The organism is Pseudomonas sp. IT-347P (assembly GCF_949768005.1).
In the GTDB taxonomy this organism is placed as follows: domain Bacteria; phylum Pseudomonadota; class Gammaproteobacteria; order Pseudomonadales; family Pseudomonadaceae; genus Aquipseudomonas.
This window is the reverse complement of the sequence record NZ_CATKPQ010000033.1, coordinates 101,223-123,128: the sequence shown is the minus strand read 5'-3', so window position 1 is coordinate 123,128 and position 21,906 is coordinate 101,223. Positions and strand designations below refer to the sequence as shown.

The 21,906-nt window shown below is 60.4% G+C and carries 18 protein-coding genes; 8 read left to right on the top strand and 10 right to left on the bottom strand.

Annotated elements, in window-relative coordinates:
- Window positions 1-120: 120 nt before the first annotated feature.
- From ACM6IV_RS13325 to ACM6IV_RS13305, 5 genes are read right to left on the bottom strand one after another with little or no spacing between them, the layout of a single operon-like run.
- Window positions 121-948 carry a class I SAM-dependent methyltransferase gene (locus ACM6IV_RS13325; RefSeq protein WP_414870348.1) on the bottom strand — a complete coding sequence of 276 codons (828 nt, stop codon included), beginning with the start codon at window positions 946-948 and terminating at the stop codon, window positions 121-123.
- Entirely contained in the window at window positions 942-2,096 is a 1,155-nt protein-coding gene (locus ACM6IV_RS13320; protein WP_414870347.1) for an acyltransferase family protein, read from the bottom strand. Before ACM6IV_RS13320 ends, ACM6IV_RS13325 begins: the two co-directional genes overlap by 7 nt.
- Window positions 2,093-2,968, bottom strand: a complete 876-nt coding sequence (locus ACM6IV_RS13315) for a class I SAM-dependent methyltransferase (protein ID WP_414870346.1) — start codon at window positions 2,966-2,968, stop codon at window positions 2,093-2,095. Before ACM6IV_RS13315 ends, ACM6IV_RS13320 begins: the two co-directional genes overlap by 4 nt.
- Complete coding sequence (locus ACM6IV_RS13310; RefSeq protein ID WP_414870345.1) at window positions 2,965-4,269, bottom strand: glycosyltransferase; 1,305 nt, start codon at window positions 4,267-4,269, stop codon at window positions 2,965-2,967. The genes ACM6IV_RS13315 and ACM6IV_RS13310 overlap by 4 nt, the downstream gene beginning before the upstream one ends.
- Window positions 4,263-5,888 carry a glycosyltransferase gene (locus tag ACM6IV_RS13305; protein ID WP_414870344.1) on the bottom strand — a complete coding sequence of 542 codons (1,626 nt, stop codon included), beginning with the start codon at window positions 5,886-5,888 and terminating at the stop codon, window positions 4,263-4,265. Before ACM6IV_RS13305 ends, ACM6IV_RS13310 begins: the two co-directional genes overlap by 7 nt.
- 427 nt (window positions 5,889-6,315) lie before the next feature.
- Here ACM6IV_RS13305 and ACM6IV_RS13300 point away from each other — a divergent pair, with 427 nt between their 5' ends.
- Genes ACM6IV_RS13300 through ACM6IV_RS13265 form a run of 8 tightly spaced genes read left to right on the top strand, consistent with a single transcriptional unit; the run spans window position 6,316 to window position 15,325 of the window.
- Window positions 6,316-7,230: a GDP-mannose 4,6-dehydratase gene (locus ACM6IV_RS13300; RefSeq protein ID WP_414870343.1), complete on the top strand. Its 915-nt coding sequence runs from the start codon at window positions 6,316-6,318 to the stop codon at window positions 7,228-7,230.
- Window positions 7,227-8,198 carry a GDP-mannose 4,6-dehydratase gene (gene gmd, locus ACM6IV_RS13295; RefSeq protein ID WP_414870342.1) on the top strand — a complete coding sequence of 324 codons (972 nt, stop codon included), beginning with the start codon at window positions 7,227-7,229 and terminating at the stop codon, window positions 8,196-8,198. Before ACM6IV_RS13300 ends, gmd begins: the two co-directional genes overlap by 4 nt.
- 3 nt (window positions 8,199-8,201) lie before the next feature.
- Window positions 8,202-9,644 carry a mannose-1-phosphate guanylyltransferase/mannose-6-phosphate isomerase gene (locus ACM6IV_RS13290; protein ID WP_414870341.1) on the top strand — a complete coding sequence of 481 codons (1,443 nt, stop codon included), beginning with the start codon at window positions 8,202-8,204 and terminating at the stop codon, window positions 9,642-9,644.
- Window positions 9,645-10,442, top strand: a complete 798-nt coding sequence (locus tag ACM6IV_RS13285; protein ID WP_414870340.1) for an ABC transporter permease — start codon at window positions 9,645-9,647, stop codon at window positions 10,440-10,442.
- Window positions 10,442-11,707, top strand: coding sequence for an ABC transporter ATP-binding protein (locus ACM6IV_RS13280; protein ID WP_414870339.1), 1,266 nt, complete (start codon window positions 10,442-10,444; stop codon window positions 11,705-11,707). The genes ACM6IV_RS13285 and ACM6IV_RS13280 overlap by 1 nt, the downstream gene beginning before the upstream one ends.
- Window positions 11,704-13,080 carry a glycosyltransferase family 4 protein gene (locus ACM6IV_RS13275; protein ID WP_414870338.1) on the top strand — a complete coding sequence of 459 codons (1,377 nt, stop codon included), beginning with the start codon at window positions 11,704-11,706 and terminating at the stop codon, window positions 13,078-13,080. Before ACM6IV_RS13280 ends, ACM6IV_RS13275 begins: the two co-directional genes overlap by 4 nt.
- A complete protein-coding gene (locus tag ACM6IV_RS13270) occupies window positions 13,064-14,194 on the top strand; it encodes a glycosyltransferase family 4 protein (protein ID WP_414870337.1) in 1,131 nt (376 codons plus the stop codon). The genes ACM6IV_RS13275 and ACM6IV_RS13270 overlap by 17 nt, the downstream gene beginning before the upstream one ends.
- The gene (locus tag ACM6IV_RS13265) at window positions 14,195-15,325 is read left to right on the top strand and encodes a glycosyltransferase family 4 protein (protein WP_414870336.1); all 1,131 of its coding nucleotides are present in this window, start codon (window positions 14,195-14,197) and stop codon (window positions 15,323-15,325) included.
- A 120-nt stretch (window positions 15,326-15,445) separates the two neighbouring features.
- Here the strand turns inward: ACM6IV_RS13265 and ACM6IV_RS13260 are convergent, their stop codons facing one another.
- From ACM6IV_RS13260 to ACM6IV_RS13240, 5 genes are all read right to left on the bottom strand, one after another.
- Window positions 15,446-17,476 (bottom strand): pyridoxamine 5'-phosphate oxidase family protein, encoded by a 2,031-nt coding sequence (locus tag ACM6IV_RS13260; protein ID WP_414870335.1) that lies wholly within the window; start codon window positions 17,474-17,476, stop codon window positions 15,446-15,448.
- A gap of 46 nt (window positions 17,477-17,522) precedes the next feature.
- Complete coding sequence (locus ACM6IV_RS13255) at window positions 17,523-18,149, bottom strand: glutathione S-transferase family protein (RefSeq protein ID WP_414870334.1); 627 nt, start codon at window positions 18,147-18,149, stop codon at window positions 17,523-17,525.
- 105 nt (window positions 18,150-18,254) lie between these two features.
- Entirely contained in the window at window positions 18,255-19,181 is a 927-nt protein-coding gene (locus ACM6IV_RS13250; RefSeq protein ID WP_414870333.1) for a LysR family transcriptional regulator, read from the bottom strand.
- A 75-nt stretch (window positions 19,182-19,256) separates the two neighbouring features.
- Window positions 19,257-21,089, bottom strand: coding sequence for a glutamine--fructose-6-phosphate transaminase (isomerizing) (glmS, locus tag ACM6IV_RS13245; protein ID WP_414870332.1), 1,833 nt, complete (start codon window positions 21,087-21,089; stop codon window positions 19,257-19,259).
- Window positions 21,090-21,091: 2 nt separating this feature from the next.
- Window positions 21,092-21,868: a DeoR/GlpR family DNA-binding transcription regulator gene (locus ACM6IV_RS13240; protein WP_414870331.1), complete on the bottom strand. Its 777-nt coding sequence runs from the start codon at window positions 21,866-21,868 to the stop codon at window positions 21,092-21,094.
- Window positions 21,869-21,906: the final 38 nt, after the last annotated feature.

The following is a 21,906-nucleotide window of genomic DNA, read 5'->3' as shown; positions in this document are numbered from 1 at the left end:
AAAGCTGCAAGGTTACACAAATCCTTGTGGGAGCGAGCCTGCTCGCGAAGGCGTTGTGGCATCCCCCCCTAGGTCGACTGACACGGCCTCTTCGCCAGCCTGCTCCCACAGGGAAAATGTTCAGGGTTTGCGGGCGATGATCACCTGACTTTTCGCCACCACCGCATCCAGCGCCTGTTTGATCTGCGCACCACGCGGTGAGCCCAGCACCGCTTGCCAGGTCTCGGCCCAGTGATTGAGCAACGGGTGATCCGGGTGACTTAAATCGACCTTGGCTTCCCAGAACAGCAGCATCCACATCGACCAGTAAAAACCGTATTGGCTGTGGCTGATGATCTCCAGCCCCGCTTCACTGACCAGTGCCTTGAACTGTTCTTCGCTGATGATGCGAATGTGGTTGGGTTTCTGGAAATACTGGGGCGCGGCGATGTCTTTTTGCAGGTCTTCAGAGCTCGGGTGCGGCACGCTCAGCAGGTACAGGGCGCCCGGTTTGCCGACGCGCACCAGTTCGGCAAGGAACTGCGCCGGGTCGTCGACGTGCTCGATGACTTCCGTGGACACCACGCGCGTGGCCGTGCCGTCGGCAATCGGCAGCGGGTTGCAATCGGTAACGTGGCATTCGATATCCCGCGCCAGGGTGTCGCTGAGGCGCTGCCGGGTCGCTTCGATCTTGGCCTCGTCGATGTCGGCAATAATGATCTTCGCCCCACGCATGCCGCAGAAATGTACATTGCCGCCATCACCGCAGCCGACATCGAGCAGGGTGTCATCGGCGCTCACCACAAAGCCTTTGAACAGCTCGTTGGTCTCCTGGTTGAACCAGCCGCTGAGCCTGGCATCGTACAAGCCGAGCTCGTACGGATCGACCCTGCTGGCAACCGGTTCCCCGGGCTGGGTCGGGACCGCTGCCGGCGTCGCCGCTGTAAGTTTCTTCAGTAGGCTCAGCATGAGGTGGCTCCAGAGGACGGGACGGTGGATCGGGATGAACCAAGGCGCCGCACGAGCGCGGCACCACGGTTGCGCATGGGCATTTCGACCAGGCGGTAATTGAGTTCGCTGAGCAACACGATCAGGCCGAAGGCGATCAGCAGCGTCAGCACCGGGTGACCGGCAGGGCTGGAGAGACCGGCGCTCTGCAAGCGAAAGATCATTTCCCGTACCAATTGATAGGCGGGTATGTGAATCAGGTAGATGCCATAGGACCGGCTACCGATCCACCCCAGCAACCGCTGCATCGCGCCAGCGGGCATCAGGTAATTGCGGTTATACGATGCGATCCACACCAGTATTGCACTCAGTACGGCAATTGAACCGATACGGTACCAGGCGAACGTGAAGCGATCGGTAGCCATAAAGCTCAACAGTGCGCCGATCAGAATCAATGCCGAAATCCCGACCCATGGCCGATCGAGAACATGCGGCCGCCAACGCTGATAACTCGGTTGCGAGCTCCACATCGCCAGCAATACGCCGAGGGCCAGCGCATCAGTACGCACCACCATCAACAACGGCGTGCGCAGGGTGAAGATCTGCACCGCGACCAGTGCCAGCAGTGCCCAGACCAGATATTTGCGACAGAGCAGAATCAGTAGCGGGAACAGCAGATAGAACTGCTCCTCCAGCGACAGGCTCCAGTAAACGAAACTGCTGCCGTACTCGTAGCGCAAGAAACTGTCGGCAAACCGGAAGTTGGCGTACTGCAACACCCCGGCCAACGTCGCTTGCAGGTTGGCGGACAACGTACCGAACGCCCCCGAACGATTGAGAAACATGCACGCCAGCAACATCAGCGCCAGCCATAACCAGGCCGACGGCAATAAGCGGAAAACCCGGCGAAGCCAGAAATTGCGCGTCTGCTGCCAATATTCCTGGCGGGTTGTACAGCCTTGCAGCGCCGGGATCAGGCTTCGGGCAATGACAAACCCGGAGATGGCAAAAAACAGATCGACACCCCACCACGGCTGCGCCCAGGCATGGATCTTTTCCAACGACGGCACGACATCGGTGAACAGGCTTCCCTGCAAGTGATGAAACAGCACGCCCAATACGGCAATTGCGCGCAGGACTTCAATGTCCATGATGCGCTTGCCGCTCATGGTGCCTCCCCCACACCCGTTGGCTTGCGGGCGATGATCACCTGGCTCTTGGGCATGAAGCGGTCAAGCGTCTGCTTGATCGCCAGCCCGCCCGGCTGAGCGAGCAGGTCCTGCCAGGTCTTGGCCCAATTCTCCATCAACGGCATGAAGGGCTCCTGAATCCGGTCACGCACCGCACCGCCCGGGTCACGCCCGGCAGCCCGTTCGCCCGCCCAGAAAAAGATCATGCCCATCACCCAGAAGAACCCGCTGGCCTGACGATGTTCGATCACCAGGCCGGCCTCTTCAACCAGTGCAGCGAAGCGCTCCGGGGTAAAAATCTGCACATGATTGGGCGACTGGTAGTAACTGTCCGGGGCGATGCCTTTTTGCAGGTGTTCGCCGGTCGGTGCCGGCACGCTGAACAGATACTGCGCACCGGGGCGCCCCATGCGCACCAGTTCGGCCATGAACGGTTGGGGCTGATCGATATGCTCCAGCACCTCCATGCACACCACTTTACTGGCGCAGCCGTCAGCCAACGGCAACGGCAGGCTGTTACTGACCAGACCCAGACTGGCTTTGCCGCCTTGCGCTTCGACCTGCCGGGCGAGCTCGTGCACCTTGGTGTGTTCACTGTCGGTAAAAATCACTGAAGCGCCCTGGCGCACGGCAAACAGTGTCGCCACGCCTTCGCCGCACCCCACATCCAGCAACGTATCTTCAGCGGTGATCGCAAAGCCCTTGAGCAACTCGCCGCTGTCATTCAAAAACCAACCGTCGAGCACGGCGTCATGTAAGCCGACGTCGCGTGGCGACACCTTGGCAGACGGGGCCGGCGGCAGTTGCGCGGCAGGCGCCGGACGCCATCGAGCAAGCAGGCGCCGGATCATGCGACCGAGACTTGTGCAGGCAACGATCCGGGGGCTGGCAGTGACTGCGCGAGAAACGTGCGCAATCTCTGCTCGGTACCGGCCTGGCTGCAGAAGCGCTGCAGGCTGTGAATCGCCTCGGCAGACATGGCGGCGTAACGCGGCTGATCGGTTTTTGCCACGTCATAGCTGGCGCGATACGCCAGACATAACGAATCCCAGTCGGTGATGTAACGCATCGTGCGATAGGCTGCGCGCGGGTCATGAGGCCAGGCGGTGAGTTCTTCGGTGAAGTCGACGATAAAGGCGTTATCGCTGCTCACATAATCAGCCATTGCGGTGTTCAACGGCGCAATCGCCGGTTTGCCGCAGGACATGAATTCCATCAGCGGCAGGCACTGTCCCTCACCGTAAGAGCTGTTGACCACGTAGCTGGTGGCCTGCACCAGCGCTTCGTAATCGGCATCCGCCAGATAACCGTGGATCAGCACGATCCGGCATTGATACGACTGGTTCTTGTACAGGTGGTGCAGCATGTCGGTGAGTGCGTCGGCGATGTCATGGTGGGTCAGCTTGAGCACCAGGGTCACATCGCTGATCTCGCGAAACGTCGCGCAGAACGCGCTGATCATATCCTGCCAGTTCTTGCGGCCGTCGTAAGGGTTGAACACCGAGGTGTAGACCACGCCCTCCAGCTGCAGTTGGCACTCTTCTGCCGGTCCGGCAAAGGACACCGGTATGCCTTCGCGCAATCCGGCCGGGCCATACGGCCGCAAGTCCGTGCGACGACTGTCGATCAGCAATCCGCGCAGACTCAGCGTCACCGGGTCAACCACCGGACGCTTGGCCAATGGCTCGCCACGAGCGGCAAAGCGGTCCCACACCGGCGCCGGTATCGCGCAGATCGGGTAGTCCGCCCCCATCACGTCGCGCACCGCGTTCACCGTGAATGTCGAATGCGTAATCGCCCGGCCACACGCCTGCAGCACCACACGCCAATCGTGGCGGGGTTCGCCCTGCCAGCTTTCGGTGGGAATGGTGCTGAATTCCCAGGCGAACACCGGGATGGTCGGGCAGGCGTAATGGACGGGCGTGCGGTGCGGCGGCGAGAACGACAGAAAGACGCAGTCCTCCCCGCGGCTCAAGCAGTCGAAATACAAACGATCCACCAATTCGTCAGGGTTGCTCACCTCAATCACCTGACCGATGCGTTCCAGCACGGGGCGAAACTCCTTGAGCACGAAGTAGTAGCTGTACTCCGGCCGGCCGAGGTTCTGCTGGATGTTGCTCTTGTTGGTTTCGGAATGAATGATGATCAGCATGATGCCGCTCCGGTCTCGACCGCCAACGAGGCATTTTCGCTATCGGCCTTCAGACCGAAAAACGCCTCCACGCGCTCCTGCACCTGCGCCAACCCACAGTATTCACGCATGCGTTCATCGGCGGCAGCGGCCATCGCCAGGTAAGCCTGTGGATGATTCTTGGCCATGGCGTAGCTGTCCTCGTAGGCGGTTTTCAACGATCCCCAGTCGGGACGATGGCGCAGAGTGCGGTAGAGGATGCGCATGTCATCCGGCCAGATGGTCGGCTCGCGGCTGGACTTGACGATAAAGGCAACGCGTTCGTCGATGTAGTCGCCCATGGCGGTGTGGTTTGGCGCGATTACCGGCCGTGCACACGACATGAACTCCATCAATGGCAGGCACAAACCCTCGCAGCGTGACGCATTGACGTAGAAACTCGCAGCGCCATACAGCCGGGCGAATTCGTCCTCTTCCAGATAGCCATGCATGACCACCACGCGACAGGCGAATGGCGAAAGTTGCGAGAGCAATGTAATCAGATGGACGTAATAGCTCGACAGATCGTTCTGGGTGATTTTCAGCACCAGCGTCGCGTCGTCGACATCACGCATGGCCCAGCAGAACGCGGTGATCAGGTGATGCCAGTTCTTGCGTCCGTCTTCAGGGTTGAACACGCTGACATACACCACGCCGCTGACGTCGATTTGTACGTGCTGACTGGTATCGGGCAGCAAGGCTTGCGGGTGCTCAGCCACCGCCGGCGTTTCACTCACGGCGGGAGCCGGCGGAACAGGTTCGACAGGGCCGGGCAACCCGGCGCGGTTGTCACGCACCGCACCCGGCAGCAAATCACTGACGGCTTCGCGGTACCACTGCAAAAGATTGTGCTTGAGCAGAAACAGGGGTCGATGTTCGGAAGCCATCGTGACGGCTTTGTAGCCTTCGGCCAGGTAATGCCTGGTGATGAAAGCACGCCGTCGCAGGGTCAATGCCGGCGGCGGTTGCGGGATCGGCTCCGGCACTTGCTCGATCACTGGCGGTGTTTGCAGTTCCTGCTCGTTGAGTATCGGTGCGATCAAGCCATCAGCCGACAGTCCCAGCGCGTGGCTGTCGATGATGCAGCCCTTGATCTGCAATGTGCTGCCGGGGTTTACCGGGACACTTGGATAATCTCGTCGTACCTGAGCGAAACGCTCCCACAGCGGTGTGGGCAATACCAGCACGGGGAAATCGTCCCCCAGACTGCGCCGGATGGCCTGCGCCGTATGGGTGGACAACGTAATCACCCGGCCATGCCGGGTGAGCGTCTGGCGCCAGTCGTGGCAGGCGTCGTTGTCAGCGTATTCGTTGGGGATCGAGTCATATTCCCAGGCAATCACGCACACCATCGGGCACTGCAGGCCGATCGGGGTCTTGTGTGGCGGAGCAAACGAAAGGAACAAACACTCCTCACCGGCCTGGCGCAATTGCAGATACAGCGGATCGACGTCGTCAGCTGACGCCACCACATGCACGCGGCCAAGACTTTCCAGCACCGGGCGATAAGCCTTGAGCACAAAGTAATAGCTATATTCGGGACGCCCGAGACTTTGGCTGATGGAGCGGGCGTTGACGTCCGAGTAAAGAATGAAATTCATGGCATCCCACGATGAAGCAGCCGTCCCGGCAACCTCATGCTATGACGAACGGGCGCTGGATCAAGTCGGCATGGCCGCGGCTTGTCCAGCAACCTCGGACCCGTCTTCGTTTTTGTTTTAGTGGTCAGTTTCACCCCGTTGCGCTACGCCCACGGCAGACCGGAGGATATAGCGACGAGGGCCATTCTAAACACATCCATCAAGGATCCGGGAACCGCCCGCCGGGAATAAATCGTACTACGCTGACGAGAACCGACCGGTCACGGTTTGCCCTGTTGAAATTGCCGAGCAATTGGAACAGATTGGTAACAAACAACTACAACAACTGACTTCGCCAGTCTTTCACCCGGCTTTTCCTTCGGTCTGACAGACCTTTCCCTGAAGCCTGTGAGAAAGTGGCGCAAGTTCAACACCAAGGGGCCGCTGTTTGAAAAAGCGTCTGTTCGTCACGGGTCTCAATGGATTCGTGGGACAACATATTCAGTCGCGTCTGGCATTGCCGGACTCGTCGTGGGAGCTGGTGCCTGCCGCGTCTCTCTACGACCTTACTGATCCACACAGCCTCGCCGACCTGTGGCCGCAGCTGCCGGATGCCGTCATTCATCTGGCCGGCCAGACCTTCGTCCCCGAAGCCTTCCGCGATCCGGCGCGTACGCTCGAGATCAATCTGCTCGGTACCCTCAACCTGCTGCAAGCCCTCAAGGCGCGCGGTTTCGCTGGCACGTTCCTGTATGTCAGTTCCGGTGACGTCTACGGCCAGGTGAGCGAAAGCGACCTGCCGATCACCGAGCAACAACCGCCCTGCCCGCGCAATCCTTATGCAGTAAGCAAACTCTCGGCAGAGTTTCTCAGCCTGCAATGGGGCCTGAGCGAAGGCTGGCCGGTGCTGGTGGCGCGCCCGTTCAATCACATCGGCAGCGGCCAGAAAGAAAGCTTTGTCATCGCCAGTGCCGCCCGTCAGATCAACCGCATCAAGCAGGGCCTGCAAGCGCCGCAACTGGAAGTCGGCGATATCGACGTCACGCGAGACTTCCTCGATGTCGGCGATGTGATTTCGGCCTATTTTGCACTGCTGGAAAAAGGGACGCCCGGGCAGGTCTACAACATCTGCTCGGGCCGCGAGCAAAGCATTCGCAGCCTGATCGAGCAGCTCGGCGATCTGGCCGAAGTCGAAATGCAACTGGTGCAAGATCCCGCGCGCATGCGCCGTGCCGATCAGCGTCGCGTTTGCGGCAGCCACACCCGGCTGACGCAGACCACTGGATGGACGCCTGAAATCACTACACAACAATCCCTGCGGGCGATCCTGTCCGACTGGGAGAAGCGAGTAAAACAACAATGACTAAAAGTGCATTGATCACAGGGATCACCGGCCAGGATGGCGCTTATCTGGCAAAACTGTTGCTCGACAAGGGCTACAAGGTTCACGGACTGGTCGCACGGCGCAGCAGCGATTCACGCTGGCGCCTGCGCGAGTTGGGGGTCGAAGCCGACATCGTCTACCTGGACGGGGACATGGCCGATGCCTGCTCGGTGCAGCGTGCGGTCATCCAGTCGGCACCGGACGAAATCTATAACCTTGCCGCGCAAAGCTTTGTCGCCGCCTCGTGGAATCAACCGGTGACCACCGGCATTGTCGATGGCCTGGGTGTCACCCACGTGCTTGAAGCGATCCGCCAGTTCAGCCCGCACACCCGGTTTTATCAGGCTTCGACCAGCGAAATGTTCGGTCTGATCCAGGCCGAGCAGCAGGACGAGAACACACCGTTCTATCCGCGCAGTCCTTACGGTGTGGCCAAACTGTATGGCCACTGGATCACCGTCAACTACCGCGAAAGTTTCAACCTGCACGCCAGCAGCGGCATCCTCTTCAACCACGAATCGCCCTTGCGCGGCATCGAGTTCGTGACCCGCAAGGTCACCGATGCCGCTGCACGCATCAAACAAGGCAAACAGCATGAGCTGGCCTTGGGCAACATCGATGCAAAACGCGATTGGGGGTTTGCCGGTGATTACGTCGAAGCCATGTGGCTGATGCTGCAACAGGACAAACCTGACGATTTCGTGGTCGCCACCGGCGTCACCACCACGGTGCGGGAAATGTGCCGTATCGCCTTCGATCACGTGGGCCTCAACTACCGCGACTACGTGAAGATCGACCCGGCGTTCTTCCGCCCGGCGGAAGTTGAAGTGCTGCTCGGCAATCCGGCCAAGGCTCAGCGAGTGCTGGGCTGGAAGCCGAAAACCGACCTGGATACCTTGATCCGCATGATGATGGATGCGGACATGAAACGCGTCGCCAAGGAGTAGGCCATGCTGATCCCCGTGATTCTGTCCGGCGGTGCCGGCACCCGTTTGTGGCCGGTGTCCCGCGAGGGCCATCCCAAGCCGTTCATGACCCTGCCCGACGGCCAGTCGCTGCTGGGCAAGACCTATCAGCGTGCCGCCGGGTTACTCGACGGCTGGGGCGACATTGTCACGGTGACCAACCGCGAGTACTACTTCCAGAGCAAGGATCACTATGGCGCGGCGCATGTGTCGCGCCATCGCGGCCACTTTCTGCTGGAGCCGGCCGGGCGCAACACCGCGCCGGCGATTGCCGCCGCCGCCCTGTCGCTGCAAGCGCTGCACGGTGACGACGCAATCATGGTGGTGATGCCCGCCGACCATTTGATCGTCAATCAGGACGCACTGAAAACAGCGGTCGAGCACGCGGTCAATCTGGCCAGGGAGGGTTATCTGGTGACCTTCGGCGTGATCCCGACCGCACCGGAAACTGGCTTCGGTTACATCGAGACCGGTGCCCCGCTGGATGCCAAAGGCGCGGCGAAAGTGCAGCGCTTCGTCGAGAAACCCGACCTGCAAACGGCTACGCATTATCTGGAGAGCGGCAACTTCCTGTGGAATTCGGGCATGTTCTGCTTCACCACCGCCAACGTGATTGCAGAGTTGCAGCAGCATGCACCCGAGCTGCTGGAGCAGACCCGAGCCTGCATGGCCGCCAGCGCGCCGATCGAAACCGCCGGTTGTCTGCAACAGGAACTGTCGTCGGCGCTGTTCGCTGAAATCACGGACATCTCCATCGATTACGCCTTGATGGAGCGTTCGGAAAAAGTCGTGGTCGTGCCCGCCGGCTTCGACTGGAGCGACATCGGTTCATGGGGCGCCGTCGCGGCACTGGTGCCGGCCGACGCCGACAACAACCGCGCCAGCGGCGAAGCGATTTTCATCGACAGCCACAACAACTTCGTCCAGAGCGAAGGCCGTCTGGTGGCGACGGTGGGTGTGGATAACCTCATCGTGGTCGACACCGCTGACGCTGTGCTGGTGGCCCACGCCGACCGCGCGCAAGACGTGCGACGGGTGGCCAAACAGCTCAAGGACAAGGCCCACGAGGCCTATCGCCTGCACCGTACCGTCAGCCGTCCATGGGGCACCTACACCGTGCTCGAGGAAGGCCCGCGCTTCAAGATCAAACGCATCGTGGTCAAGCCTGGCGGCAAGCTGTCACTGCAAATGCACCATCACCGCAATGAACACTGGGTGGTGGTCGAAGGCATGGCCAAAGTCACCAACAATGGCTCCGGCACCACGCTGGTGGCCAAGAACGAATCGACCTTCATCGCCGCCGGCCACAAGCATCGCCTGGAAAACCCCGGGGTGATCGATCTGGTGATCATCGAAGTGCAAAGCGGCGAATACCTGGGAGAGGACGATATCGTCCGCTTCGAAGACCAATACGGCAGGACGGTTTGAATGCTGCTTACCCTTTACCGCTCAATGCGCAGTTATCGCGGGTTCATCCTCGGCAGCGTCAAGCGGGAGTTTCAATCGCGTTATCGCAACTCGTTGTTCGGCGCGCTGTGGACTGTACTCAACCCGTTGTCGATGATCGTTGTGTACACGGTGATCTTTTCCCAAATCATGCGTGCCCGTCTGCCGGGCGTGGACGATGGCCTGGCCTACAGCGTCTATCTCTGCGCCGGCCTGCTGACGTGGGGTCTGTTCGCGGAAATCACCACGCGCAGCCAGAGCATGTTTCTGGAAAATGCCAACCTGCTGAAGAAAATCAGCTTCCCGCGCATCTGCCTGCCGGTGATTACCCTGCTCAACGCCGGTATCAATTTTGCGATCATTCTCGGGCTGTTCTTCGGTTTCTTGCTGATCAGCGGCCGCCTCCCCGGCATGGCCCTGCTGGCGCTGATACCGCTGTTGATCGTGCAAGTGATCTTTGCCGCGGGGCTGGGAATGCTGCTCGGCGTTCTAAATGTGTTCTTTCGCGATGTCGGGCAGATGTTCGGCATCTGCCTGCAGTTCTGGTTCTGGCTGACCCCTATCGTTTACCCGCTGTCGATCCTGCCGTCAGGCATCCAGCACATCATCAGCCTGAACCCGATGACACCACTGATGACCAGCTACCAGAACGTGTTTCTTTACAACCAGTGGCCGCAGTGGTCGTCACTGACCCCACTGCTGGTCATCGGCTTGCTGCTCTGCGCCATGGCGCTGCGCGTGTTCCGTCAGCGTGTCGGTGAAATGGTGGACGAACTCTGATGGGACATATCCGCGTCACTGGCCTGGCCAAAGCCTATAAACAGTATCCGAATCGCTGGAGCCGCTTGCTCGAATGGCTGGTGCCGTTTTCCCCGAACCGCCACCACCTGCATTGGGTCCTGCAAGACATCGATTTCGAAATCAAACCCGGTGAAGCAGTTGGCATTGTCGGCGTCAACGGCGCGGGCAAAAGCACCCTGCTGAAGATGATCACGGGCACCACCCAACCGACCCGTGGACAGATCCACCTGGAAGGCCGCGTGGCCGCATTGCTGGAATTGGGCATGGGCTTTCACCCGGACTTCACCGGGCGGCAGAACGCTTTCATGGCGGGTCAGTTGCTGGGCATGCAGGTCGAAGAAATCGAAGCATTGATGCCGCAAATCGAAGACTTCGCCGAAATCGGTGAAGCCATCGATCAACCGGTGCGCACCTATTCCAGCGGCATGCAGATGCGCCTGGCGTTCAGTGTCGCCACCGCGCGTCGTCCGGACATTCTGATCGTCGACGAAGCGCTGTCAGTCGGCGATGCGTATTTCCAGCATAAAAGTTTCGAGCGCATCCGCAGCTTCCGCAAGGCCGGCACGACCCTGCTGATCGTGTCCCATGACCGATCGGCCATTCAATCGATCTGCGACACCGCGATTCTCTTGGAGAACGGGCGTCTGGCCCTGCGTGGCAAACCTGAAGAAGTCATGGACTACTACAACGCCATGCTCGCCCAGCGCGAAGGCCAGACCGTGCGCCAGGAGATGCTCGCCAACGGCCAGGTACAGACCATTTCCGGCACCGGTGAAGCAGGCATTCTCAGCGTGCGCCTGCTCGATGTGCAGGGACGCAGCCTTGAAGTCGCGGAGGTCGGTCAGCCTGTGGTGCTGGAGGTGCAGACTGAAATTCGTGAAGACATCGAGCGGCTGATTCTCGGCTTCATGATCAAGGATCGCCTGGGTCAGGCGATTTACGGCATCAACACCCATCGCCTCGACAAAGCCATCACCGAGTTAAGTGTCGGTGAACGCGTGACCTTTCGTTTCGCTTTCGACATGCGTCTGGGCAAGGGTAGCTACTCAGTGGCGTTGAGCCTGTCACGCCTGGACTCGCACCTGGATCGCAACTTCGAGTGGCGCGACTACGGTCTGATCTTCCACGTGATCAACAATCGCCAGGAAGACTTTGTCGGCTGCTCCTGGTTACAAGCCCGGACCGAAATCAGCCGCTCCAGTGAAACCCTTGTACAACCGCCTGATACGGAGATCTTGCGATGACACGATTGTTGGTGGAGTGCACTTACGTATTCGAACATCCCTCCGCCAACTCGGGCATTCAACGTGTTGTACGCAACGTCATCCAGCAGTTGCCGGCGGCCGATGAAGCCCTCGAATGCATCCCCGTGGTGATGATCGATGGCGGTTTGTATGAAGTTAAGAGTCTGGCGCCGCTGAAGTCGCCGAAGCTCGATTTGATCGGCCTGCGAGTGAAACTGGAACAGTGGGCCAACGCTTTCTGGTTACGTCACCGAGCTGTGGAACGGCGCTGGCCGTTCAACCAGTCGCATTTCACCCGCCGGGTGCTGTACGTCGGCTGCCGGCTCACGGCATTCGCCTGTTTGAGCTTGCCCATGCGCCTGCTTGAACGCGTCCTCAAGGGCAAGCACATTCCCGAGCGCTGCGTACCGCTGGCCCACCGGGCGGGCGATCAACTGGTGCTGCTCGATTCGTCCTGGCACGCCAACTTTTTCCCCCTCGCCGAGCAACTCAAGCGTGAAGGCGTGGGCATCATCTCGGTGATCTACGACCTGATCCCTCTGACCCATCCGCAGTTTTGCGATGCCGGGCTGGTCAAAGTGTTTAACGACTGGTTCGACTGGATCGCACGCACCGCCGACGGTTACGTCGCGATCTCGACCACTATCCGCGATCAGGTTCGCCAGGAAATGCTGCGCCGGATCGGCACGCAACAGGTCGCTCAGCGCTGGTTTGATTATTTCCACCTCGGCTCCGAACTGGACTTGAGTGAGGCCGATGACAAGGTCGATCGTGGGCTGCTGGCCATGTTCCAGACGACTGATCCGGTGTTTCTCATGGTCAGCACCATCGAGCCGCGCAAAAACCATGCGTACCTGCTCGATGCGTTCGAGCTCGCCTGGGCAACCGGATCGAAAGCCAGGTTATGCATCGTCGGCAAGATTGGCTGGAAGTGCGACGCACTGATCGAACGCATTCGCCAACATCCCGAACTGGACCGACGCTTGTTCATGTTCAATGCGCTCGCGGACAAAAGTCTGGAACATGCCTACTCACATGCCACAGCGCTGGTGTTCCCTTCCCATGTCGAAGGTTTCGGCTTGCCACTGGTGGAAGCCATGCAACGCCAGTTACCGGCAATGGCCAGCGATATTCCGGTGTTTCGCGAGATCGGCGGCGACTATATGGCGTATTTCGACCTGGCGAATCCCCAGAGTCTGACCGATCTGGTGACCGGCATGGAGCGTACCGGCGAGTTTCCGGCAGCGCTGGGCCTTGAACAATGGCGCTGGCTGAGCTGGCGCGAAGCGAGCGCCCAATTGGTCGAACGTATTGAGCGCAACTTGAATGCATCGATGCCTGCCCCCGAGAGTCAGCATGCGCATTGCTCTTAACGCACGCATTCTCCAGGCACCGCGCACCGGCATCGGTCATTACGTGGCCGAACTGGTCAACGCCTTGCACAGCGAGCCCGATATCGACGTGACGCTGTTCCATGGCTGGGGCTGGAGCTCGGCGCTGCCGGAAGCGGCCATGCCCGGTTACTCACGCCTGACGCCGCTGCTGCGGCAGATTCCCGGGGCCTATCAGGCGCGCCGCTGGCTGGAGCAGAAACGCTTCGATCAGGGCCGTGCGCAAGGCATCGACCTTTATCACGAACCGAGCCTGTGGCCGCTGGCCTTCGACGGCCCGACCGTGATCACCTTGCACGACTTGACTCATCTGCATTTCCCCGAGACCCAACCCCCGGCACGACTCAAGGAGATCGAACGTCGATTGGCTCTGGGTGTACAACAAGCGCAGGTAATTCTCACCGACTCGCAAGCGATTGCCGCCGAGGCCCAGGATTATTTCGGCCTGCCAGCCGAGCGATTTGTCGTGGCGCCACTGGGCGTCGCCGCGCGCTTTCATCCGCGCGAGGCGACTGCCATTGACGCGGTGCTCAAGGCCCACGCCGTTGCGGCGCGGGAATATTTCCTGTGTGTGGGCACGCTGGAGCCGCGCAAGAACCTCAGCCTCGCTCTGCGCGCTCATGCCTTGCTTCCGGAAGCCGTGCGCCAGCGCTTTCCGCTGCTGATCGTCGGCATGGCCGGTTGGGAGCGCGAGCAGTTCAGCGAGCCTTTGCGTCAGGCGTTGGCCAGTGGACATGTGTGCCTGCTCGGCTATTTGCCCGATGAGCAGGTGGCGCAACTGCTGGCCGGTGCCCGCGCGCTGATTTTTCCATCGCTGTATGAAGGTTTTGGCCTGCCGGTCCTGGAGGCCATGGCCAGCGGCACACCGGTGCTGCTCACACGTTCTTCGGCGATGCCGGAGGTCGCGGGCGCGGCGGGCAACTATATTGAAGCTGACGATGCGGAAGGCCTGCGTGATGCGCTGAGCCGACTGATCGACGATCAAGCGCATTGGCAGGCATGCCAGGCAGCCGGATTGCAGCAGTCACGGCTTTTTTCCTGGGAACGTTGTGCACAGGCCACGGCCGCTGCCTACCGCCAGGCGATGGGAGGTTGAATGCGAGTTCTTCATTTTTTCAAGACGTACCTGCCTGACTCGGTCGGCGGCATTGAGCAAGTGATCTTCCAACTCTGCGAAAGCGGCGCCCAGCACGGCATCGACGGCCAGGTGCTGACCCTCAGTGCCAATCCGAATCCGCCGGTGGTTGAACTCGGGCAGCACCACGTGCACCGCGCCAGACTCGACATCCAGTTCGCCTCCACCGGGTTTTCCTGGAGCGTGTTCAAACAGTTTCGTGAGATGGCGGCCGAGGCCGATGTGGTCAATTACCACTTCCCGTGGCCGTTCATGGACCTGGTGCATTTCGCCAGCGCGACAGGTAAACCGAGTGTGGTGACTTATCACTCGGACATCATTCGCCAGAAGCACTTGCTCAAACTCTACCGCCCGCTGATGAATCGTTTCCTCGCCAGCGCCGACCGCATTGTTGCCGCTTCGCCGAACTACCTGCACACCAGCGATGTGCTGCAGCAGTTCCAGAACAAAACCCGGGTGATTCCCTACGGTTTGAACAAGGCCGGTTATCCACAGCCGGACAACGAGCGGATGAACCGCTGGCGCCAACAGCTTGGGGATAAGTTCTTTCTGTTTGTCGGCGTGATGCGCTACTACAAAGGCCTGCACATTCTGCTGGAGGCCCTGAAAGACGTGGACTATCCCGTGGTCATTGTCGGCGCCGGACCGCTGGAACTCGAACTGCATGCTCAGGCGCAGGCTTTGGGTCTGCGTAACATTCACTTCCTTGGGCGCCTCGGTGACGAGGACAAAGTCGCCCTGCTGCAACTGAGCTACGCCATCGTGTTCCCTTCACACTTGCGTTCCGAAGCCTTCGGCATTTCCTTGCTGGAAGGCGCAATGTACGGCAAGCCCATGATCTCCAGCGAGATCGGCACCGGCACCAGCTACATCAATATCCACAACGAAACCGGGCTGGTCGTACCGCCAAGTAATCCACAGGCGTTTCGCGAGGCGATGCGTACGCTGTGGGAAGACCCGGTGCGCGCCGCCGCCATGGGTGTGAAGGCTGAAGCCCGCTATCGGCAGTTATTCACAGCCGATGACATGGGCCGCAAGTGGACGGAGCTGTATCAGGAGTTGCTGGAAGAAAAAGATCTGTCCTACGCCTAAGTGTGGGTTGAACACAGATCCATTGTAGGAGTGAGCCTGCTCGCGATAGCGGTCTGTCAGCAACAAAGATGTCTATTGACCCGGCGCTATCGCGAGCAGGCTCACTCCTACAGGATTAGGTTACAGATCCAATACCAGTGGCTGATTGCTTTGCGCCGGAACCGCGCAACAAATCAGCACATGCCCCGCTTCCGGCATATCCGCCGGCACCTGTGGATAATTCACCGCCCCACTGACCAGCCGGGTCTTGCAGGTGCCGCATGAACCGCCTCGGCAACTGAACTCAGGGCGCAGTCCGCGGCTTTCCGCCAGCTCCAGCAGACTGCCGCCGTCCGGCTGCCAGCGCGCTTCTTTCGCCGAGCGCTCGAACACCACCGGTACCGACGTGGTTGCAGCGGGCGGTTGTTCAATCACGATCGCGTCCGCATCGGCCTGACGTTTCAGCGTCGACGGGCCGAAGGTTTCCGCATGAATCTGCGCGTCACGCACATCCAGTTCGCGCAGGGTGTCGTACAACCCTTGGGTAAAACCTCCGGGGCCGCAGAGCACAAAGTCGAGCTGATCAAAATCCTCGGCGCCCAGCAGGTTCCTCAGCACCGTGCCGTCGATACGCCCCTGCACATCGAAATCCTCGCCTTCTTGCAGATCCGCTTCCGGTTGGCTGAGCAAACGCAGGACTCGCACAGCGTCGCCCGCAGTTTCGAGCAGTTGATCCAGCTCCCGGCGAAATGGCTGATCCGCCAGACTGCGCGAACTCTGCAACAGCAATGTCGGACGAATCCCTCGCGTGCGTAAGCCTTGGTACACCACCTCGCGCAGCATCGACAGCAACGGCGTGATGCCCACCCCGGCGGCCAACAGCACCAATGGCCGGCGCTCCAGTGGCGCGACGGTGAAATGCCCTTGCGGTGCTCGCGCTTCCAGTACATCACCGACGCGAATCTGCTCATGCAGGTGTGAGGAAATCAGCCCTTCGCGCTTGACGCTGATCCGGTAGAAACCATCCGACGGCGCACTCGAAAGGCTGTAGGTGCGGATGTGTACCTCACCGTCGAGGGTGAAACGCAGCGGCAGGTGTTGGCCGGCGAGAAACACCGGCAAACCGGCGCCGTCGGTCGGCTCCAGATAAATCGAGCGGATGTTGCGGCTCTCCGCTTCGATCCTCGCCACGCGCAACGGCCGCCATTGATTGCCCAATGCCTGCGCCTGCAGACGTGCATCGGCCTCGGCCCAGTTACCGGTCAGCAGGCTGGTCGGTGACATGCCGTCGAAGCGCCAGCGCAACGCCAGGGCTGCCGGGCGCCGTACCAGTGTCTCCACTTCAAAGGTCCACAGCCGTTCCGCGCCTTGAAAGGCTTCGATCTGCGGGTCATCGAGAAGGATCTCGGTACGCCCGCTCAGTTGCAGCAGATCGCCTGTGGAAAAGTCGATGAACAGCAAGCCTGCCCTGGGATTGAGCAGCAGATTGCCGAGGGTGTTGAAGTGCAGGTTGCCGGCGAAATCAGGGATGGTCAGACGATTGCCTTCCACGCGGACGAAACCGGCCTGGCCACCGCGATGGGAAACATCCACCGCGCGCTGGCCGTCGACATCCACATAACTGGCGACAAAAAACGTATCGGCGCCGGCGATCAGCGCAATGGCTGCGTCATCGAGACCGTGCAGATGCTCAGCCGGACGCGTCTGCGGATCCGTCAACGGCACCCGCTGAAATTGGCGCAGTTGAATGTATTGCGGGCAATTGCCGAAGGCCTGATCCACGCTCACGTCGAACCCGTTGGCCGTCAGATTGCCAACATGACCGTTAAGGCGATTGCGTCGGCGGGTGTGCAACTCGATGCCAAGCAAACCGATCGGCTCGCCATTGCGCAGTTGCGCCGGATCATCAAAGGCTGGCTGGCTGGCGAAGTGCAGATGCTCGGGATCCGGTGACTGGGCGAACCCCGGCGCACCTTCGAGCACACTGGCCCACGGCCGCCCCTGCGCATCGACTGCGCCGTACAGCATGAAGGGCAATTGCCGGTAGAACTCACGGTGCTGATCCGGCATCCAGGTGCGAATCACCTTACGCCCGAAGGCCTCCATGCGTTCGGCAACACCGACATGGGCCTGCAATTGCTGTTCGCCAGCGTGCCACGGTGAACGTTCCATCACGACCTCTCCCCTGCACCGTCGGCACAGTGTGGATTGCGAAAAATCAGGCGGTGGTTTGCAGACCGGCAACCGTGCGCGGCATGCCGACAAAACCCGGCAGCGCTTCAACCCGGGCCAGCCAGGCGCGGACATTGCCGTAGTCGTCCAGCGACACATTGCCTTCCGGCGCGTGGGCGATGTAGCTGTAGGCCGAAACGTCGGCAATGGTCGGTTCGTCGCCGGCCAGATACGGCGTTTTGCCCAACTCGATGTCCATCACCTTGAGCAGGTTGTGCGCCCGGTTGATCGCCTCTTCGGCATTCAGTTGTGCGCCGAACACCGTGACCAACCGTGCTGCAGCAGGACCGAAGGCAATCGGCCCGGCAGCGGCGGACAACCAGCGCTGCACCCGTGCGGCACCGACCGGATCGGTTGGCAGCCAACGACCATGGCCATATTTCTGCGCCAGGTACACCAGAATCGCGTTGGAATCAGCTAGCACCACACCGTCGTCGTCAATCGCCGGTACCTGGCCAAAACTGTTGATCGCCAGGTACGCCGGTTGCTTGTGCTCACCCTTGGCCAGATCGACGAAGATCAGCTCGGTCGGCAGTTGCAGCAGGGACAACATCAGCTCGACACGGTGGGCGTGGCCGGAACGTGGAAAGTTGTAGAGTTTGATCGCTTGCATGGTCGACTCCGCTGAACAGGGGCGCCGCTGCGGGAATGAGAGCGCCGATGGAGGCCATCTTCCCCTTAACGCGAAAAGAACAGAATCACCAGCAAGTGCAATCGATTATTTCACTGAGTGCAATAACGCCGCATTTTTCAACGCAGGATGTTCGCGCAACGCTTCTGCCGTGAAATCGACAAAACTGCGAATCCGCGCTGGTGCCTTGCGCCCACCCTGGTACACGACATGGATCGGCAGCGGTGGCAGTTCGAATTCCGCGAGTACGATCTCCAGATCACCGTCAGCAACCTGCCTCGCCACTTGATAGGACAATACTCGGGTCAACCCCAGGCCCGTGCAGGCTGCGGTAATCGCGGCCTGATTGGCGGTCACGATCAGACGCGGCTCAGGCCGCACGCTGAGCGGTTCGCCAGCGTCGAGAAACGGCCAACTGCGTTGCTGGCCAATCGCAGAAGTCGCCACCACTGGCGCGCCCGCCAACGCGTGGGGATGCGCCGGTCGGCCATGCTTGGCGAAGTAGTCTGGCGAGCCGCAAATGACCCGCCGCACCTCGCCCACGCGAATCGCATGCTGACTGCTGTCCGGCAGGTCACCGATGCGCACCGCCACATCAATGCCTTCCTCGACCATGTTGACGATCCGATCGACCAGTACCGCATTGATCGTCACGTCCGGATACTGCGCGAGATAACGCGCCATCACCGGCGTCACAAACAAATCACCGAACAACACCGGCGCCGTGACCGTCAGTTGCCCACGCGGCTGGGCATGACTGCCCGCCGCCGAATCCTCCGCTTCCTGCACCTCGGCGAGAATCCTCCGGCAATCCTCCAGATATCGCTGCCCGGCTTCGGTGAGGTGCACGCTGCGCGTGGTCCGCACCAGCAAATGCGTGCCAATCCGCTGCTCCAGCGCCGCTACCGCCCGCGTGACGCTGGCCGCCGACAGACCCAGACGCCGTGCGGCAGCAGAGAAGCCTTGTTCCTGGGCGACAGTGGTGAAGATGTGCATTTCCTGGAAGCGGTCCATGAAATCCCTCAAGTCGGATACAAAAATCGCAGCCGAAGCTGCGATTTGTTTGTGCGTAAGTCAGCTGTGGATAACTTATTCCACCGTCACCGACTTCGCCAGGTTACGCGGCTGATCCACGTCCGTGCCCTTGAGCACCGCCACGTAGTACGACAGCAACTGCAGCGGAACCGTGTAGAGGATCGGCGAGAGGATGTCGTGGATATGCGGCATCTGCACCACGTGAGTGCCTTCGCCGTTGGTCATTCCGGCTTTCTCGTCGGCGAACACGATCAGTTCGCCGCCACGCGCACGCACTTCCTGCAGGTTGGATTTGAGCTTTTCCAACAGTTCGTTGTTCGGCGCCACGGTGACCACCGGCATGTCGTTATCCACAAGCGCCAGCGGGCCGTGTTTCAGTTCACCGGCCGGATAGGCTTCGGCGTGGATGTAGGAGATTTCCTTGAGTTTCAAGGCGCCTTCCATCGCCACCGGGAATTGCGCGCCACGACCGAGGAACAGGGTGTGGTTCTTCTCGGCGAACAGCTCGGCGATCTTTTCCACGGTGCTGTCCATGGCCAATGCTTCACCGAGACGGGTTGGCAGGCGTCGCAGTTCTTCGACCAGACGTGCTTCAACGCCGTCGGCCAAGGTGCCGCGCACTTGACCCAGCGACAGGGTCAACAGCAAAAGACCGACCAGTTGCGTAGTGAAGGCTTTGGTTGAGGCGACGCCGATTTCGCGGCCGGCCTGGGTCAGCAGAGTCAGGTCGGATTCGCGCACCAGCGAGCTGATGCCTACGTTGCAGATGGCCAGGCTGGCGAGGAAACCCAGCTCTTTGGCGTTGCGCAGGGCCGCCAAGGTGTCGGCGGTTTCACCGGACTGCGAGATGGTCACGAACAGGGTGTCTGGCTGCACCACCACTTTGCGGTAGCGGAATTCGCTGGCGACTTCGACCTGGCACGGGATGCCGGCCAGTTCTTCGAGCCAGTAACGGGCGACCATGCCGGCGTGATAGCTGGTGCCACAGGCGACGATCTGTACGTTACGCACTTTGGCGAACAGCTCGGCCGCTTGTGGGCCGAACGCTTGCACCAGCACCTGATCATTGCTCAGACGACCCTCGAGGGTCCGTTGCACCACCGCCGGTTGCTCATGGATTTCCTTGAGCATGTAGTGGCGGAATTCACCCTTGTCGGCGGCTTCGGCGCCGTCACTGTACTGCACGGTCTGGCGCTCGACGGCATTGCCATTGATGTCCCAGATCTGCACGTTATCGCGGCGAATTTCGGCGATATCGCCCTCTTCCAGGTACATGAAGCGGTCGGTGACCTGACGCAACGCCAACTGGTCGGAAGCGAGGAAGTTTTCGCCCAGACCCAGACCAATCACCAGCGGACTGCCACTGCGCGCGGCAACCAGGCGATCCGGTTGTTTGGCATTGATCACGGCCAGACCGTAGGCACCGTGCAGTTCCTTGACCGTCGCTTTAAGCGCAACGCTCAGGTCTGGCTGGTCCTTGAGTTTGTGGCTGAGCAGGTGGGCGATGACTTCGGTGTCGGTGTCCGAAGTAAACACATAGCCCAGCGCTTTCAGTTGTTCACGCAGGGCTTCATGGTTTTCGATGATGCCGTTGTGCACCACGGCGATGTCGCCGGAGAAATGCGGGTGGGCGTTGCGTTCGCACGGCGCGCCGTGAGTCGCCCAACGGGTGTGGGCAATACCGAGCCGACCCACCAGCGGGTGCTCGGCCAGCGCCGCTTCGAGCTCGCTGACTTTACCCGGGCGACGCATGCGCTCAAGGGTTTCGTCGTTGGTGAAGACCGCCACACCGGCGCTGTCATAGCCGCGGTATTCAAGGCGCTTGAGGCCTTCGAGCAGGATGGCGGTGATATTACGTTCAGCAACTGCGCCGACAATTCCACACATGTTTATTTCTCCTGACTGACAGCCGCGCAAATCACGGTGATACCGCGGGCCTGTATCTGATCGCGTGCATCGATAGGCAGGCGATCATCGGTAATGAGGGTATGAATGCTGCTCCACGGCAGCTCCAGATTGGGAATCTTGCGGCCGATCTTGTCAGCCTCGACCATGACGATGACTTCCCGCGCCACCTCGGCCATAACCCGGCTCAGCCCCAGCAGTTCATTGAAGGTGGTGGTGCCGCGCACCAGGTCGATGCCATCGGCGCCGATGAACAACTGATCGAAGTCGTAAGAGCGTAGTACCTGCTCGGCAACCTGGCCCTGAAAGGACTCCGAATGCGGATCCCAGGTGCCGCCGGTCATCAACAGCACCGGTTCGTGTTCGAGTTCGCTCAGGGCATTGGCGACGTGCAGGGAGTTGGTCATCACCACAAGCCCTGGTTGCTGGCCCAGTTCGGGAATCATTGCGGCGGTGGTGCTACCGCTGTCGATGATGATGCGCGCGTGTTCGCGGATGCGTTTGACCGCAGCTCGGGCAATCGCCTGCTTGTATTTGGAGACAGTCTGCGCAGTTTCCGCAACGAGTTCCTGCGGCATGGTGATCGCCCCGCCATAACGACGCAGCAACAGACCATGGGTTTCCAGCGCGGCGAGATCCTTGCGAATCGTAACTTCGGAGGTTTCGAAGCGTTTGGCCAGCTCATCCACACTGACCTCGCCCTGCTCGTTGAGCAAAGCAAGGATGTTGTGACGGCGTTGCGGCGTGTTGCGTTTCGACATGGCGATTTAAGTTTCGTTTCGAAAGATAACGTAAGCAA